Origin of the sequence: Bifidobacterium sp. B4081 (assembly GCF_026537335.1) — a bacterium.
Classification (GTDB): Bacteria; Actinomycetota; Actinomycetes; order Actinomycetales; family Bifidobacteriaceae; genus Bombiscardovia.
Genome location: NZ_JAFNMM010000006.1, coordinates 1 through 16,472 on the forward strand (window position 1 = coordinate 1; position 16,472 = coordinate 16,472).

The following is a 16,472-nucleotide window of genomic DNA, read 5'->3' on the forward strand; positions in this document are numbered from 1 at the left end:
AGGGCAGCTGTCAAAAGAGCCACTTGACAGAATCGAACTGTCGACCTTCTCATTACGAGTGAGACGCTCTGCCAACTGAGCTAAAGTGGCCTTCGCCTTACCTCCGGGCTGGCCGGATGAAGACAGCAGGTTTCATCATACTGGATGCTCGGGATAAAAACGCCTTGGTCCTCGGGCCAAGGGTGTACAAGCTCCTTGACACAATAGGGGCATGGACCTCGATAATTTCTATGCCGTCATTCCGGCCGGTGGGGTGGGCACCCGGCTCTGGCCCCTGAGCCGCCAGGACCGGCCCAAGTTCCTCTATGACCTCCTGGGGTCAGGCAGAACAATGATTCAAGGCACCTTTGGCCGGCTGGCCGGCATCTGCGGAGCGGACCATGTGGTCGTCTCCACAGGGCAGCGGCATGTGGCCCAGGTGCGTGAGCAGCTTCCGGAACTGGCTCCGGACGCGCTCTTCGCTGAGCCCGTTCCACGCGACTCCACGGCGGCCATAGCCCTGGCTACGGCTGTGCTGGCTCAGCGACATGGCGGGGAGATCATCGTGGGCTCCTTCGCCGCAGACCACATCATCCGTGACGACAAGGCATTCGCTGCCTCAGTGGGACAGGCGGTGGCGGCGGCCCGCGCCGGCTACGTGACCACCATCGGCATCGCCGCCTCCCGTCCTTCCACCGCCTTCGGCTACATCCACCAAGGTCCCTCCCTGGCCGATCGCATTCCCGGGGCCCCTGATGCCCGTCTGGTCAGCGAATTTGTCGAGAAGCCGGATGCCTCTACGGCACAGGCCTACCTGTCCACAGGAGAGTATCGCTGGAACGCAGGCATGTTCGTCATGCAGGCGCAGGTGCTTCTGGACTGCCTGCGTCGTTACAAGCCGGAGCTATACGCCGCGGTCATGGCCATCGCCCAGGTCTGGGACCAGGGTGAGCAGGCCCGCAGCGAGGCCATGGAGGAGCACTGGCCGGGCATCGAGAAGATCGCCTTTGACTATGCTGTGGCCGAGCCCCTATCGGCGGCCGGCGGCGTGGCGGTTGTTCCGGGGGGATTCGATTGGGATGACATCGGCGACTTCAATTCAGTGGCCGGCCTGCTTCCGTCATCCAACAGGCGCAACATCAAGATTCTGGGTGACGCTGACCGGGTCATGTATTTGGATTCAGCCGGAGACATGGTCGTGCCGGGCTCGGAACGCACGGTCGCCCTTCTCGGTGTGAATGACATGATCGTCGTCGATACTCCCGATGCTCTCCTGGTGGCCCCCCGGGCCCGCAGCCAGGAGGTCAAGGACATGGTGGCCAAGCTGGCCCAGTACGGCCGTGACGACATACTCTGACAGCGATTCGGCTCGGTTAAGAAGATTGACTGATTTTGTTGTCTTCTGTCTGCTTTTGTGAGTAGTTTGGGTTACAGAACCGGGTGCTCGGTAGAACGGGCATCACCTCATGAAAGGACCCAAATAACCATGGCCATCAATCCTCCAGTGGATGCTACCAGTACCAAGGCCTGGGCGGCCTTGCACCAGCACTTCGACGACATGCAGCGCCAGGGGATCGATCTGCGCGCATGGTTCGCCAAGGACCCGCAGCGCACCGAAAAGCTGAGCTTCGAGCTGGGTGATCTCTATATTGATCTGTCCAAAAACCTGATTCGGCCCGAGACCCTGTCCCTGCTGGCCCAGCTGGGCCGCGAGGTCGGCCTTGAGGAGCGGATCGAAGCCATGTTCAATGGCGAGCACATCAACAACACCGAGGACAGGGCCGTTCTGCATACAGCCCTGCGCCGCCCCGAGGAGGATCGCGGCCGGCTGGTTGTGGACGGCCAGGATGTGGTAGGCGATGTCCGCGACACTCTTAAGCGTATCTATGCCTTTGCCGACCAGGTCCGCTCGGGCAGCTGGACCGGTCTGACCGGCAAACGGATCACCACCGTGGTCAACATTGGCATCGGCGGCTCCGACCTTGGCCCGGTTATGGCTTACGAGGCCCTGAAGCCCTATGCGGATGTGGGCATCAGCGCCCGCTATATCTCCAACATCGATCCCAACGATCTGGCCGAGAAGACGCGCGACCTGGATCCGGAGACCACGCTCTTCATCATCGTCTCCAAGACCTTCACCACCCTGGAAACACTGACCAACGCCCGCCAGGCCCGTGCCTGGCTCCTGAAGAGCCTAGGGGGGCGTGGCCTGCTGTCCAAGGACGGTGAGGACCTCTCAGCCGAGGCCATCCGCCGACACTTCATCGCCGTCTCAACCGCCCTGGACAAGGTCCGCGACTTTGGCATCGATCCGGACAACGTCTTCGGTTTCTGGAACTGGGTCGGCGGACGGTACTCGGTGGATTCCGCCGTGGGCACCTCCTTGGCCATCACTATCGGACCGGACCGCTTCGAGGAGTTCCTCAAGGGCTTTAACACCGTGGATCGCTACTTCCGCGCCACTCCTCTGGATCGGAATGTAGTTGCCCTGATGGGCCTGCTCAACGTCTGGTATGTCAATTTCTTCGGTGCCCACTCGCACGCCGTGCTGCCCTACGACCAGTATCTGCACCGCTTCCCGGCCTATCTGCAGCAGCTGACCATGGAGTCCAACGGCAAGTCCGTGCGTTGGGACGGCACGCCAGTGACCAGCCTGACCGGCGAAATCTTCTGGGGGGAGCCGGGCACTAACGGCCAGCATGCCTTCTACCAGCTGATCCACCAGGGCACTCGCCTGATTCCCGCTGACTTCATCGCCTTTGCCAATACTCCCAATCCGGCCAAGGACGGCGACCAGGACGTGCATGAGCTCTTCCTGGCCAACTTCCTGGCCCAGACCAAGGCTCTGGCCTTCGGCAAAACCGCCGACGAGGTCCGCGCCGAAGGTACTCCGGAGGCCATTGTCCCGGCCCGGGTCTTCACCGGCAACCGCCCCACCACATCCATTTTCGGTGATGCGCTTACTCCGGCCGCCCTGGGCGAGCTGATCGCCCTCTACGAGCACATCACGCTGACCGAGGGCACAGTCTGGGGCATTGACTCCTTCGACCAGTGGGGCGTTGAGCTGGGCAAGAAGCTGGCCCGTGAAATTACGCCGGCCATCTCCCGGGACGACCAGGCACTGGCCGAACAGGATCAGTCCACAAAGTCCCTGATCGCCTTCTACAGGGCCCATCGCCGCTGATGTTCAGCCGGGCCCTTGCAGGTCCGGCTTGTGGTATATTATCGGAGAGTTATTCGCCGGAAGGGCGGCTGCCGCATGGGCTCCCTTCCTTTCAGGTCCAGCCGGATGCTCCGGCGGATCGGCACCCCCGACGGCAGACCGTCGGGTTCCGTCCAGGATCGCCTCCTTTGGTGGTTGCGGTCCATGTCATGGGTCGATGTGCGGCGGCCATGGAGGAACAGCATGAACGCGATTCAGGAATTTGACGCCAGCCACATGAAGCCTGCGGAGCAGATCCCCGACTTCCGTCCCGGCGATACCGTCGAGGTCAACGTCAACATCACTGAGGGCAACAACTCCCGTATCCAGGCCTTCACGGGCGTGGTGATCGCCCGCCAGGGCGCCGGCGTGCGCGAGACCATCCTGGTGCGCAAGGTCAGCTTCGGCGTGGGCGTCGAGCGCCGCTTCCCTCTGCACTCTCCCCAGATTGACTCCATCAAGGTGCTGCGCCACGGCCGCGTCCGTCGCGCCAAGCTCTACTATCTGCGTGGGCTGCACGGCAAGGCCGCCCGCATTGTCGAACGGCGTGACAACAAGGCCGAGTCCAACAAGTAGGTGCGGTCCGAGCGATCCAGCCCAGGCCTGGCCGCTAACACCCGGGATGCAGTTCTCCCGGGTTTTTCCATGCTTGGGTGTGTACGCTATGAGGCATGCGGAATCTTTTGCGTGCGGGTTCCTGCTGATGGCAAGGAGTGGATATGGTTTTTCGGGATGAGGAAGCGACCCCGTCGGGAATCCCGTACCCGGACGGCATACGGGCCACCTCAGCCCCAGTGCCGCCCCGCCATGCCTTAGACCGCCCCGGCGGACGTGGCTCCACCAAGGGCAGTCACCCACGGCTGGGCGAACGCGGTTTTCTACCCGAGTTTCTGTTCGAGCTAGTTGCCCTGTTGGCCGTCGTCGCCATCCTGCGCATATTTTTGCTCAGCATCTACGTCATCCCCTCCGGTTCCATGGAGAACACCCTCGGCATCGGGGACAGAATCCTGACCACTCACAGGCTGACCAGATCCATGGTGGCCCCCCGCCGAGGGGATGTGGTGGTCTTCACCGACCCTGCTAACTGGCTAGGCGAAGAGTCCACGCCAAGCTTCCGCGGCAGTCACCTGGTCAAACGCCTGATCGGCATGCCCGGTGACACAGTGGCCTGCAAGGGTCATGGCGCCCCAGTCACCGTCAACGGCGTCGCCTTGGATGAGAGCTCCTACCTACGCCCAGGAGTGGAGCCCAGTTCCTTTGCCTTCAAGGTCAAGGTGGACCCTGGGTACGTCTTCGTCATGGGCGACAATCGCTCCAACTCCGCCGATTCCCGCCTGCACAAGGATGACGGTCACAATGGGCTGGTCCCCATGGAGAACATCAAGGGCACCGGTTTGCTGACTTATTACCCTGTGGGCAGCTGGAAGCTGCTCAACAACCAGCACAAGGTCTTCGACGCCGTGCCCGAGCCGACGCAGGACTGAACCGACTGTGAGGCGGATCCTGCCGACCCTGGCGACCGAGGCTGCTCTAGCTGACCAGGGAGCTGAGTATGTGCTGGGCCTTGATGAGGTCGGCCGCGGTGCCCTGGCAGGCCCGGCCATGGTCGGCGTGGTGGCGGTCCGGTCCGCTGACCTGCCTCATTTGACAGTCCCTGAGGGGGTGGCGGACTCCAAGATGCTGACCCCTGCGTGTCGGCTGGCCATGTACCGTGATCTTGAGGACTGGGCTGCTGGCTGGGCGGTGGGGGCCTGCTCCAACCATGAGATCGACCAGTGGGGCATCGTTCATGCCCTGGGCATCGCCGCCCTGCGTGCACTGGCCGAATTGGAGCATGGGATGGGCCTGGGGCCTGGCTGCCGGCTGGCCGCCATCCTTGACGGCCCCCACGACTACATCACCTTGGCCGCCGATAGCTTTGACGCACCCGACCTTCCGGTTCTGCCCAAGGTTTCCACACAGGTCAAGGGCGACGCCCACTGCGCCAGTGTGGCCTGCGCAGCGGTCATCGCTAAGGTCACCCGTGACCGGCTTATGGTTCGGCTGGCCGCCTCCGATCCAGCCCTGGCCCCATACCAGTGGGAGCGCAACAAGGGGTATGGGGCGCCTGCCCACCTGGAGGCCATTCGCCGTCTGGGGCCCAGCCGTCTGCATCGTGTCAGCTGGCATCTGCCCTCGTCCAGTCCCGGCGGGAGCTAATATCGGAACGGTCGACACGGCTATCGGAAGAAGGTCATATGCCCGCAGGCAGCGGCGGCAATTCACGGTCCAAGCGCCCCTCCATGTTCGAGGTCGCACGGCTGGCCGGGGTCTCCCACCAGACCGTGTCCAGAGTCATCAACAATTCCAAGGATGTCTCACCTGCTACCCGGTTCAAGGTCCAGCAGGCCATCAGGAAGCTGGGCTACCGACCCAGCAACTCGGCGCGGGCACTGGCTTCCAGCCGCAGCAGGACCATCGGTCTGGTGGCTGGCGGCGTCAGTCTCTTTGGGCCTGTCTCGTCGATTACGGCCATCGAGACCGTGGCCCGTTCCCATGGTCTGTTCATGTCGGTCATGATGGTGGACGAGTCGGCCTGCACTCTTAGGGGTTTTCAGGAGCTCTGCGGCACCTTCCTTGAGCAGAATGTGGATGCCTTCATTTTTCTGACGCCCACCGACACCATGTTCCAGGCCGCCTGCCAAACAGAGGTAGGTCAGCCCCGGGTCATCGTCACTTCCACGCATGGCATCACCAGCGTCGAGGAGGCCCTGGGTCACAGGCGGGGCGACGGACGGATAGCCCTGACTGGAATCGACCAGTGGGGTGCCGTCCAGCGTCTGGCCCGGCTGCTGGTCTCCCGGGGCCATCGGCGGGTGCTGTACATGGCCGGTCCTTCGCAGTGGCGAGATGCGGCCACGCGACTGGCCTCCTGGAAGGTGGCATGCGCCCGCTGCCGCATTCGGACGGCCGTGGTCCATGCCCGCAGTTGGGAGGCGGGGGAGTCCTACATGCTGATGAACCAACTGATCGATCAGCGGGGCATGAGCGGCGCCTCCCTGCCCTCGGCTGTGGTCACCGCCAACGACAACCAGGCTGTGGGCGTGGCCCGGTCCCTGCAGGAGCACGGCATCCGCATTCCAGGGGACATAAGTCTGGTGGGTTTCGACGACGTTCCCACTGTGGATAATATGTTTCCGCCGCTGGCCACGGTTCGTCCCCGCTTCGAGGATCTGGGGGTGGCCACCATGCGGCAGGTTCTGGCTCTGCTCCACCAGGGCCAGCCGGTGGACTTTCCCGTCACCCGTCATGGGGTGGGGCTTATCAAGGCGGATGTGGTTCCGCGTCGGTCGCTAGGCTACGCCGTCAAGCGGTTCTGACCCCGTCGGCCCGCATTTCCCCCGGGCTTGCCTGTCGCTTCGGTCTCGGATACAATCGGGACCAGATTATGTGAGCGTTAACATATCAGGCAAAGGAGCAGACATGGCGGTAGGCGAGCAAGGTGTCATCGTGAGCGAACTGGAGGAGGGCAAGACCAGTCTGGGCATCGAATTCGGTTCCACCCGCATCAAGGCGGTGCTGATCGACCATGACTACCGGACGCTGGCCACCGGGGACGTCGAGTGGGAGAACCGGCTGAAGGATGGCCTGTGGACCTACTCCATGGAACAGGTCCACCAGGGTCTGCAGGCGGCCTACTCGGCCATGGCCGAGGATGTCCTCCGCCGGTACGGAGTGACGCTGACCAGGATCGGCGCCATGGGGATATCGGCCATGATGCACGGCTATCTGGCCTTCGACAAGGACGGCCGGTTGCTGGTGCCCTTCCGCACCTGGCGCAACACCAACACCCGCCAGGCCCACGAGGCCCTGTCAAAGGCCTTCAGGATCAACATTCCCGAACGCTGGTCCATCGCCCACCTCTACCAGGCCATCCTGAACGGCGAGGAGCATGTGCCCAGGGTGGCCTACATCACCACGCTGGCCGGCTATATGCACTGGAGGCTCTCCGGCCGCAAGGTCATCGGCATCGGCGACGCTTCGGGCATGTTCCCCATCGATTCCTCCCGCAAGGAGTTCGATCAGAGCCTGCTGGACATCTTCTCCAAGCTGCCCCGGGTTCAGGCGCAGCCCTGGGACATCCACGACCTGCTGCCTGAGCCGCTGACCGCCGGCAGCCGGGCGGGCGCACTGACCTCCGAGGGCGCCGCCCTGCTGGATCCCAGCGGCCGGCTGCAGCCCGGCGTGCCCATGGCGCCGCCCGAGGGCGATGCTGGAACCGGCATGGTGGCGACCAACGCGGTCCGCCCCCGCACCGGGAACGTGTCTGCAGGCACGTCCATCTTTGCCATGGTGGTCCTGGAGCATCCCCTGCGCGATTTCCATCCCGAGGTGGATCCGGTCACCACCCCGGCTGGAGATCCGGCCGGCATGAGCCACGCCAACAATTTCACCTCGGATCTGAACGCCTGGGTGGGCTTGTTCGGAGACTTCGCCAAGGTGGTCGGCCTGGACCTGAAGGGGGATGCGCTCTACGCCGCATTGTTCAACCAGGCGCTCCAGGGTGACAAGGATGCCGGCGGGCTGATCAACTACTGCTTCTATTCCGGGGAGTTCCTGGCTGGCCTGGAGGAGGGCCGCCCGGTCTTTGCACGCGGCCCCGAGGGGCGGATGACCCTGGCCAACTTCATGCGGGCCCAGCTCTATTCGGCTTTCTCGCCGGTCACCATCGGCATGGATGTGATGACCCGCCAGGAGCATGTCCAGGTGGATACCATGGTCGGTCACGGCGGCATCTTCGCCACCCCTGTGGTGGCTCAGCGGATCCTGGCGGCTGCCTTCAACGCCCCCATCAAGGTTATGTCTACAGCGGTCGAGGGGGGCGCATGGGGCATGGCCGTCCTGGCCGACTACCTGGGCCATGCCGACCAGACGCTGGCCGATTACCTGGACGCCAATGTCTTTGCGGGCGTTCAGTCCACTACAGAGCAGCCGGACCCGGCCGACGTGAAAGGCTTCAGAGCCTTCTTCGGCCGCTTCGCCAAGGGCCTGCCCATCGAACAGGCGGCCGTAAAGACCATTCCCTTGCAGGGATGAGGCAGGGAACGAAATAAACGTCAAGCGGCCGGATCAGCGGGATCGGGCCGGGAAAAGGAGTTGCAGAATGGTGTCTTTGGCTGATTATTCACCCCAGGTGCGCGACGAGGTGAAGCTGGTGCGCGAGCAAGTGGCCACCCTCCATGCGCAGCTGACCAGGTGGAATCTGGTGGTCTGGACGGCGGGCAACGTCTCGCAGCGTTTGCGTTCTGCCGATCTGATGGTCATCAAGCCCTCGGGGGTGCGCTATGAGCATCTGACCCCGGGATCCATGGTGGTCACCGATCTGGATGGCAATGTGGTTGACGGCGCCGAGGCCCCTTCCTCGGATACGCTGTCCCACGCCTATATCTATCGGCACATGCCCGAGGTCTACGGCGTGGTCCACACCCATTCAACCTATGCCACCGCCTGGGCGGCCACCGGCAGGGACATCCCCTGCGTGCTGACCATGATGGGCGACGAGTTCGGCGGTCCCGTTCCCGTGGGCCCCTTCGAGCTGATCGGTTCGGAAGCCATCGGCAAGGGTGTGGTCGACACCCTCAAGGGCCACCCCGGCTGCCCTGCCGTGCTCATGCGCAACCATGGGCCATTCACTGTGGGAGCCGATGCTGAGGCCGCGGTCAAGGCGGCCGCCATGACCGAGGAGGTGGCCCACACGGTCTGGGCGGCTGAGCAGATCGGCACGCCCAAGCCTATCGATCCGGCCGACATAGCCCGGCTCAACGACCGCTACCAACACGTCTATGGCCAGCGCTGAACCGGTCGGGCAATCACATCGCACAAACGCATAAGCAAAGGAGCAAGCATGAGCATGAAAAATCCATTCGAAGGCAAAGAGCTTTGGTTCGCCGTCGGTTCCCAGGACCTCTATGGCGAAGAGACCCTGCGCCAGGTGGGCGTTCAGGCTGCGGACATTGCCAAGTCTCTCAACGAATCCGGCCGCATCCCGGTCAAGCTGGTCCTGAAGCCCACACTGAAGGATTCTGATTCCATCCTGAACTTCATGGTCGAGGCCTCTTCGGACCCTGCCTGCATCGGCGTGGTGGCCTGGATGCATACCTTCAGCCCGGCCAAGATGTGGATCCGTGGCCTGGAGAGGCTGCGCAAGCCGCTCCTGCAGCTGAACACCCAGCACCATATGGAGATCCCCTGGGACACCATTGACATGGACTTCATGAACCTGAACCAATCGGCCCATGGAGACCGGGAGTTTGGCTACATCCTGACCAGGCTGGGGATCCCGCGCAAGATCGTGGTCGGCCATTACACCGATCCCGAGGTCGCCGACAAGATCGGCGTCTGGGCGCGCGCCTGCGCCGGCTGGGACGCCGCCAACAACATGAAGGTCTGCCGCTGGGGCGACAACATGCGCGATGTCGCCGTCACCGAGGGCGACAAGACCGAAGCCGAGCGGGTCTTCGGAGTCTCCGTCAACACCTGGCCGGTCAATGAGTTGGTAGACCATGTGAACGCCGTCGCTGACGACCAGGTCAAGGATCTGATCGAGGACTACAAGAACAGCTATGAGGTGGCTCCCGAACTTCTGGACTCCCGGTACGACTCGCTGGCTGTGGCCGCCCGCGAGGAGCTCGGCATGCGCGCCATGATGGAGGAGGTGGGCGCCTCGGCCGCCGTGGACAACTTCCAGGATCTGGGTGGTCTGCATCAGCTGCCCGGCGTGGGGGCCCAGCGGCTGATGGCTGACGGGTATGGATTCTCGGCAGAGGGCGATTGGAAGACCTCGGTTCTGATCCGTATCGGCAACGTCATGGGCTATGGGCTCAAGGGCGGCTGCTCGCTCATGGAGGATTACTCCTATAACTTTGTGCCAGGTCACGAGGAGATCATGGGCGCCCACATGCTGGAGGTCTCGCCCACGCTGCTGACCGAGGGGCGGCCCCGCCTGGAGATCCACCCGCTGTCCATTGGCGACAGAGAGGACCCTGTGCGTCTGGTCTTCACGGCCACACCCTGCACGGATGCCGTGGTCATTTCCCTGGCGGATGTACGTGAACGCTTCCGCCTGGTCATGAACGTGGTGGATGTGGTTGAGCCCGGCGGATCCCTGGCCAAGCTGCCTGTGGCCCGTGCACTCTGGAAGCCCCGGCCCTCGCTCAAGGTCTCGGCTGAGTGCTGGCTGCGCGCTGGTGCGGCGCATCATACCTGCATGACCACCACCGTGGGCCGTGAGGCCTGGGAGGACTTCGCGCGGATGGCCGGAGTGGAGCTGGCCGTCATTGACGAAAACAGCGAACCCAGACGTTTCGAGGCCGACCTGCGAGCAGCCGAGCTCTACCATCGGCTGGACAACCGGCACTGAGCCCCCGTTCCTGGAAAGACTGCAAGGCCCCGACCACAGAGCATGGCGGGGCCTTCGCATGTTCGGCTTGTCGGTTTGCGTTGTCCATATTTTGTCGGTACAGTGATGATTAGGCAATGGGAACAGTGGCATGTCCCAAAGTTGACATATTACCCACCCCCCTGAGTCGGGGCAGTAAACGGTTGGGGAGGTGAAGATGTGCCTGGCCATCCTGTGCCTATTAACAAAGAAGGGAATGCGTGCATGCACATGCAACGAGATAATGAAGGGACAAGGCTCCCTAAGCTTTTAGGCTTAGCGGTTGCCGGAGCGACGCTCCTGGCGGGCATGGTCGTCATGCCTGTCACCCAGGCTTCGGCCGCTGATGCTGATGCCTATGGATTTGCACCTGAAGATAACTTCGTAGCAGGCGATCTGGATACCAACAAGGTGCCTCAGTTAACTGTCACCAAGTATCTGTCGCTGAATGACGGCTATGCGCCTACCGGTTCAGCCAATGATGTCGTACAGCTGGACAAAAATAAAGATCTGGCTCCTGCTCAAGGCATTCTGTTTAATGTTAAAGAAGTCGAGCCAACAGAAGGCAAGAGTTTAGCTGATATCGATGCAAATAACGCTGAAACCTACACTGTTAAGAGTGGTAGCACGCTATTTGCTGGTGTGACTGACGGCCATGGTGTCATTGATAAATGGTACGCAGGCAATGCAGACGGGACAGCAACTAGCACAGCAGCGACTTTCCCCGCAGGCCCCAATCATTACTATATCCTGTCTGAGAACAAGGACCTTTCTCCTGCTTTCCTCGACAGCAACCCACACAAGCTTGACAAGACGAAGTACAAGGCTGCAGCAAACTCGTTCTTCGGTCTGCCTTATGCAACTAATGGATCGGATGCAAACCAGACTCGTGGTTTTATATATCACCTGCACCTGTATCCCAAGAATGTCAATACACAGTCTTTCGCTAAGACTGTGCAAAGCGTGAAGAGTAAAAACGGTGCAGTCAAGAGTCAAACCACAGCGACTGCGGGTGATACGATTACATACAAGCTGTCTCAGAAGATCTACAATGAAGGTAGTGCCCGTGCTAAGAATGACGGGAAGCTTGACGTCCAGGAATTGGGTGGTACTGGCTCTGATGTGAGGCTTGCTGATCGTATGTCTAGCTCGCTGAAGGGCGACCCAGCCACCATCAAGGCTGTCATTCGGAGCGCTGATGGTAAGGTGGTACCACTGGTAAACGCAACTGATTTCGATTCAGATACAAGTACTAATGCAAATCCCGCTCGTCTGAATGCTGCAGATCAGAAGATGTTTGCAGATGCGCCTTCGGCTAATGTGACTTACTGGGTATTCAATTTCTTTACCAAAAGCGGAGTTTCAAAAGCGCAGACTGTCGAAGCATCAGTGATGGAGCTTGAAGTCACCTATGATGCATTGGTTACAGGAGATGGTGATTCTACAGGTACTGGTGGTGTAGTCAACGATGCAGCATCCGACTTTAGTGAAAACAAGGATTCTAACGGCGATCCACTGGAACCTGTCCCATCTCATACAAACGTTACCAATGCAGTGTTAGCTTTTGGTTCTGTGCAGAGTAAGAATCAGAATCCAAAGTATGGAGCTTTGCCCGGTACAGAATATCGTCTTGTTAAGGATGCCAATTCGACAGATAAATACTTGGGTTCGGATGGTAACTTCTATGGCTCGAAGGATACCCTTCCTGACGGTGTTCAGGTTTATAAGGCTACTGCCAACGATAAGGGCCTGGTAGTCTTCGCGGCATTGCCTATCTTCGAAGTCGGATCTACTACTGCAAAAGCAGCCGACAAGACAGTCCAAAATACAAGCTGGATGTTGGTTGAAACTAAGACGCCACAAGGTTGGCGTAACCCTGGTATACCCTTGGGAACTGTAACTTATAAGGATGCCGGCTTGACTGAGGAAGCCATCGTTCAGAAGTATGGCAGTAACGCTACTGTGCAGCCAGACTACTCGAAGCTGGACTTCGGCCATTTTGATGCGCCTGCAAGTGAGGTGCCAGCCGATACTCAGATGAAGTTCAACAATGTGGCAATCAGTAAGTATCTGGCTCACTACAAGACCACTGACAGTGATGCGCCTCTGGCCCTGCCTTTGACTGGTGGTCGCGGCATCCTGCTGCTGCTGGTTGTCGGCGCCCTGATCATGGGTGGTGCCCTCTACGCCCGCAATCGGCGCAATAACGCCGCCCGGGCCTGATGATCACGGTCATATCAAGAATCATGTGAGGTGACCTGATGGCGGACGGTTCCTCCGTGAATCGTCCGCCATTTTCATATGGACTGTTGAGATCTTCTTCGGTCCGCGCATGTCGGGACGCTGGTCTGATTCCATTTGGGCCAGCGGATCTGACGCAACCACGTCGTCGAAAGGCGGCCTTGGAAGGGAAGGTTTATGAAGGGAATTGCCTTGCCGAAATGCCTCACCCGCCGGGTCCTGCTTTGTCTGATTGCGGCCTTGGCCTGTTTAGGACTTACCGCTTTCGATATGACGCCGGCGGCAGAGGCGGCGACGGTTAACCCGACCCTGACGGTGCAACTCAAGAGAGGGCATTCAGGTCAAGGAGGCCAGAATGACATCCTGCCGAGTGCTCCTGTATCTGCTGGAGCAGGGTACGTCTTTCGTGCCCTAAGACTGGATGCAGGTACTCTCAAGAGCCGGGTGGAGGCACTTGACCATAATCCAGGCGCTGATAAGGCACAAGCGGCCATCAGCAACGAGGTGGCAGCCAATCCAGATGCTTTCAAAGACAAGTCGCAACCCGCTGAATATTACGGTGTCTCTGATCAAGAAGGCACTATAACCAATGCGTCAGAGGCGAAATCGCAAGGTGTTTGGCTTACTGGGGCCAATCTCGATTCAGACGCATCCAGCCTGACCGGAGGCAGCCCGGCTGTTTTTGATGGCGACTACTTCCACGCTTCGTACTGGTTGGTCACTATGGTAGCCACACCTAAGAATGCAAAGGTAAAAGCCGACCCTGTAGTTGTACAGTTGCCGCTCTACCGCGAGCAGGGGGAGGTCCATCCGCTTTATGATGTGACTATAAGCCCCAAGCTTGTGGACGTGCCTCAGGTCGTGCCAGTGGTGCGATCTGGGCCAGGCAAACTGGCAGCTACCGGTGCATCCATGGTGGCGCCTGGCATTTTGCTTATGATTCTGGCCATGATGGGCATCTACTTGGGGGTAGTTGCACGATCCTGGAACCGGGATGAACGCTAGGTATTCTCATGGCGATGTCGGCATGTTGCCACCAAATGGCATCGTAGGCATCTGTGAGGATGCGTAAAAACCGGCGGTATCATACAGGTACCGCCGGTTTTTATATGTCAAAAAACTGGCAACTGGACTATAGGAAGCGCAGTACGAGGAAGGCTATAGATGGACCAGAACACTGACTCGGCTACTATCAGCCCAGTAAATGCCACCGGCAACGGTGATGTAGCATATGAGTCCATTCCGACAGTATCGTCCTCATTAGAAAAGCCTGCTGTGCAAGCGGATATGCCGCCTGCCTATGCTCCAAGTTCCGATGTACCCCCTTCCTATCCACCTTCGGCAACACCTGAGGATCGCAGAGCTGTAGAGTCGGATAATTCAGATGCAATAGCAGCTCCAGCGCCGGTTCCTGTCCAAGCTACCACGTCGGCTCCTATAATTATTGTTTCAGGAAATCATGCTCAGGACGCAGGCCAGACAACTGCGGCTGCGTCCAAACAAGCTAAGAACAATGGCAAGGCCAGCAAGTCAGGGCGAGGGTTCGGCCTCCTGGAGACCTTGGCTTTCCTGATTGGTCTGGCAATCTTCCTCTATCCGTTGCTGGCAGCTTACGTGAACTATTCCAAGGATTCCGCCGCAGTCGACAACTACGATCAGATCGTGGATGCACTCTCGCCTGCACAGCGCAAAGCCATGTGGCGCGATGCCAAGAAGTACGACGAGGAATTAGGCAAGCCTACGCTGAGGGACCCCTTCAAGTACAAGGAAGTCAAGGAACCACTGGGTCGCTACTACAAGATCCTCAATGTGGACGGCAAGGGCATGATGGCCTATGTGGAGATCCCCAAAATCAATGTCAAGCTGCCCGTGCGCCATGGAACAAGTGATGCGGTGCTCAAGGACGGCACAGGACATATTGCCACGACCCACGTGCCTACAGACAACCGAACCATCCATGCCGTCATCACCGGGCATACCGGTGAGGTCGGGTACATGCTTTTCGACAACCTGACCCAGTTGCGCAAGGGGGATGTTTTCCAGATACGAGTGCTCAAACGGCACATGAGCTACAAGGTGGACCAGATTAAGGTCATCTTGCCTACCGATGTCAGCGCACTGCAGCCAAGCCAGAATTCCAACTACGTGACCCTGTTGACCTGCTATCCCTATGGCGTCAACTCCCACCGACTGATCGTGCGTGGGCATTATATCGGTGATGATGTACCCCCCACTCAACCTGAGGGGGCGCCCATCTACATGGTCTGGGTGCTCCTTGCCCTGTTTGCGGCCAGCCTTGTGGGCTGGTACCTGCTCTCGCGCCGCCGGCGCAGCTGCCGTCAAGACCTGGAGCAGATGGAGCATCTGGTGTCTCGGGCCACAGGATCCGGAACCGTGGGGGAGCCACTGGCCACGATCATGGTCAGCCATGAGCAGAAGACCCGAGCCGAAGCCACCCGTCGTCGCCGGTTGATCAAAACACGGCGGATCTGCAGCGCACTCATGTGGCTGCTGGCTCTGCTCTGTCTGTTCTTCGCCTGGGGCTCGGTCGGCATGATGATGCGGATCGGCTTCCTGCCTGTATTCGACCTTGGCTATCACTGGTTCGACACCCACCTGCTGTACTTCTTCGGCATCGCCAAATTCTAGCTGGTGCATGGGGAAGCATGTTTGACCACAGGTATCAGTTCTGTCCGGGTCCGGCTCTTCCCCGGCTCTAGAATGGAGCGAGCATGGCCCGGCAGACTGCCGGGCTGCATCATGGAAGGTGTGGACCATGGCAGCAGTCCCTGACGTTCTTTTGTCTGACGGCAACCGCATTCCGCAGGTGGGCTTGGGCGTGCTCAGAATCGACGATGATCAGACCGCTGGGGCGGTGCGCTCTGCCTTGGAATTGGGTTATCGCCACATCGACACCGCGGCGGGCTACCGCAATGAAGGCGGGGTGGGCCGTGGTCTCAGGGCTTTCGGCTGTCAGAGTGGCCCTGAGCGTGCTCGCCTGTGGCTGACCACCAAACTGCGTGACTCCGAACAGGGCTACGACAGTGCTCTTCGGGCGTTCGACCGCCAGCTGGCCCTGCTGGGCACTGACTATGTCGACATGTATATGATCCACTGGCCCACCCCCTTTGATTGGCGGGCCGACCAGGTCTGGAGCGCATTCCATCGGCTGCGTGATGAGAGGCGAGTGCGGACTCTGGGGGTCTGCAACTTTCTGCCTGAGCATCTGGAAAGGCTGCACCGGGAGACGGGGGAATACCCTGCCGTGGATCAGATCGAACTGCATCCCAGCTGGCAGCAGCGCACAGTGACGGCTTTCTGCAAGGAACACGGCATCGCCGTCCAGGCATACTCGCCATTGGCGCGCGGCGCAGACCTGACAGTCGGCGGCGGAAGACTGGAGAAAATCGCCCAGGCCCACGGGGTTACGCCGGCCCAGGTGGTACTCCGCTGGCACATCGAGAACGGAACCATCATCATCCCCAAGTCCGTCCACAGGAAAAGGCAGGCGGAGAACTTGGACCTGTTCGGTTTCAGTCTGACCTCTGAGGAGCATGCCTCCATCGATGCCATGGACACTCCGGTGCGTGCAGGACACGACCCAATGACTTACGCCTATGCCTGAGCGCTATG

13 protein-coding genes and 1 tRNA gene are annotated in these 16,472 nt (G+C 60.2%); 13 read left to right on the plus strand and 1 reads right to left on the minus strand.

The annotated features are described in order from the left end of the window. Nucleotides 1–17 precede the first annotated feature (17 nt). Nucleotides 18–90: transfer RNA gene (locus tag J3T92_RS08565), tRNA-Thr, on the minus strand. Nucleotides 91–211: 121 nt separating this feature from the next. Here J3T92_RS08565 and J3T92_RS08570 point away from each other — a divergent pair. The 13 genes from J3T92_RS08570 to J3T92_RS08630 all read left to right on the plus strand — a co-directional run bounded on the left by J3T92_RS08570 (nucleotide 212) and on the right by J3T92_RS08630 (nucleotide 16,464). Continuing rightward, on the plus strand, nucleotides 212–1,336 hold the full coding sequence (locus J3T92_RS08570; protein ID WP_267401086.1) for a mannose-1-phosphate guanylyltransferase: 1,125 nt from the start codon (nucleotides 212–214) through the stop codon (nucleotides 1,334–1,336). A 129-nt stretch (nucleotides 1,337–1,465) separates the two neighbouring features. Continuing rightward, on the plus strand, nucleotides 1,466–3,163 hold the full coding sequence (gene pgi / locus J3T92_RS08575; protein ID WP_267401088.1) for a glucose-6-phosphate isomerase: 1,698 nt from the start codon (nucleotides 1,466–1,468) through the stop codon (nucleotides 3,161–3,163). Nucleotides 3,164–3,385: 222 nt separating this feature from the next. Beyond that, the gene (gene rplS / locus J3T92_RS08580; protein ID WP_220236880.1) at nucleotides 3,386–3,757 is read left to right on the plus strand and encodes a 50S ribosomal protein L19; all 372 of its coding nucleotides are present in this window, start codon (nucleotides 3,386–3,388) and stop codon (nucleotides 3,755–3,757) included. Between the two features lie 143 nt (nucleotides 3,758–3,900). Next, nucleotides 3,901–4,665 (plus strand): signal peptidase I, encoded by a 765-nt coding sequence (gene lepB / locus J3T92_RS08585; RefSeq protein WP_267401090.1) that lies wholly within the window; start codon nucleotides 3,901–3,903, stop codon nucleotides 4,663–4,665. Between the two features lie 7 nt (nucleotides 4,666–4,672). Then, nucleotides 4,673–5,380, plus strand: a complete 708-nt coding sequence (locus tag J3T92_RS08590; RefSeq protein ID WP_267401091.1) for a ribonuclease HII — start codon at nucleotides 4,673–4,675, stop codon at nucleotides 5,378–5,380. Nucleotides 5,381–5,418: 38 nt separating this feature from the next. Then, entirely contained in the window at nucleotides 5,419–6,540 is a 1,122-nt protein-coding gene (locus J3T92_RS08595) for a LacI family DNA-binding transcriptional regulator (protein WP_267401092.1), read from the plus strand. Nucleotides 6,541–6,643: 103 nt separating this feature from the next. Further along, nucleotides 6,644–8,257, plus strand: coding sequence for a xylulokinase (locus J3T92_RS08600; RefSeq protein WP_267401093.1), 1,614 nt, complete (start codon nucleotides 6,644–6,646; stop codon nucleotides 8,255–8,257). Nucleotides 8,258–8,324: 67 nt separating this feature from the next. Continuing rightward, nucleotides 8,325–9,017 carry an L-ribulose-5-phosphate 4-epimerase gene (locus J3T92_RS08605; RefSeq protein WP_220236884.1) on the plus strand — a complete coding sequence of 231 codons (693 nt, stop codon included), beginning with the start codon at nucleotides 8,325–8,327 and terminating at the stop codon, nucleotides 9,015–9,017. A gap of 48 nt (nucleotides 9,018–9,065) precedes the next feature. Then, the gene (gene araA / locus J3T92_RS08610) at nucleotides 9,066–10,580 is read left to right on the plus strand and encodes an L-arabinose isomerase (RefSeq protein WP_267401094.1); all 1,515 of its coding nucleotides are present in this window, start codon (nucleotides 9,066–9,068) and stop codon (nucleotides 10,578–10,580) included. A 243-nt stretch (nucleotides 10,581–10,823) separates the two neighbouring features. Beyond that, nucleotides 10,824–12,821, plus strand: a complete 1,998-nt coding sequence (locus tag J3T92_RS08615) for an LPXTG cell wall anchor domain-containing protein (protein ID WP_267401095.1) — start codon at nucleotides 10,824–10,826, stop codon at nucleotides 12,819–12,821. 195 nt (nucleotides 12,822–13,016) lie between these two features. Further along, nucleotides 13,017–13,844: a hypothetical protein gene (locus J3T92_RS08620; protein WP_267401097.1), complete on the plus strand. Its 828-nt coding sequence runs from the start codon at nucleotides 13,017–13,019 to the stop codon at nucleotides 13,842–13,844. Between the two features lie 555 nt (nucleotides 13,845–14,399). After that, nucleotides 14,400–15,488, plus strand: a complete 1,089-nt coding sequence (locus J3T92_RS08625; RefSeq protein WP_267401098.1) for a class C sortase — start codon at nucleotides 14,400–14,402, stop codon at nucleotides 15,486–15,488. Between the two features lie 127 nt (nucleotides 15,489–15,615). Beyond that, the gene (locus J3T92_RS08630; protein WP_267401099.1) at nucleotides 15,616–16,464 is read left to right on the plus strand and encodes an aldo/keto reductase; all 849 of its coding nucleotides are present in this window, start codon (nucleotides 15,616–15,618) and stop codon (nucleotides 16,462–16,464) included. Nucleotides 16,465–16,472: the final 8 nt, after the last annotated feature.

Excerpts from the sequence above, each read along its gene's own strand:
- rplS (WP_220236880.1), top strand. The coding sequence starts at position 3,386 with ATGAACGCGATTCAGGAATTTGACGCCAGCCACATGAAGCCTGCGGAG.
- pgi (WP_267401088.1), top strand. The coding sequence starts at position 1,466 with ATGGCCATCAATCCTCCAGTGGATGCTACCAGTACCAAGGCCTGGGCG.
- J3T92_RS08620 (WP_267401097.1), top strand. The coding sequence starts at position 13,017 with ATGAAGGGAATTGCCTTGCCGAAATGCCTCACCCGCCGGGTCCTGCTT.
- lepB (WP_267401090.1), top strand. The coding sequence starts at position 3,901 with ATGGTTTTTCGGGATGAGGAAGCGACCCCGTCGGGAATCCCGTACCCG.
- J3T92_RS08600 (WP_267401093.1), top strand. The coding sequence starts at position 6,644 with ATGGCGGTAGGCGAGCAAGGTGTCATCGTGAGCGAACTGGAGGAGGGC.
- J3T92_RS08570 (WP_267401086.1), top strand. The coding sequence starts at position 212 with ATGGACCTCGATAATTTCTATGCCGTCATTCCGGCCGGTGGGGTGGGC.
- J3T92_RS08595 (WP_267401092.1), top strand. The coding sequence starts at position 5,419 with ATGCCCGCAGGCAGCGGCGGCAATTCACGGTCCAAGCGCCCCTCCATG.
- J3T92_RS08630 (WP_267401099.1), top strand. The coding sequence starts at position 15,616 with ATGGCAGCAGTCCCTGACGTTCTTTTGTCTGACGGCAACCGCATTCCG.
- araA (WP_267401094.1), top strand. The coding sequence starts at position 9,066 with ATGAGCATGAAAAATCCATTCGAAGGCAAAGAGCTTTGGTTCGCCGTC.
- J3T92_RS08605 (WP_220236884.1), top strand. The coding sequence starts at position 8,325 with ATGGTGTCTTTGGCTGATTATTCACCCCAGGTGCGCGACGAGGTGAAG.
- J3T92_RS08615 (WP_267401095.1), top strand. The coding sequence starts at position 10,824 with ATGCACATGCAACGAGATAATGAAGGGACAAGGCTCCCTAAGCTTTTA.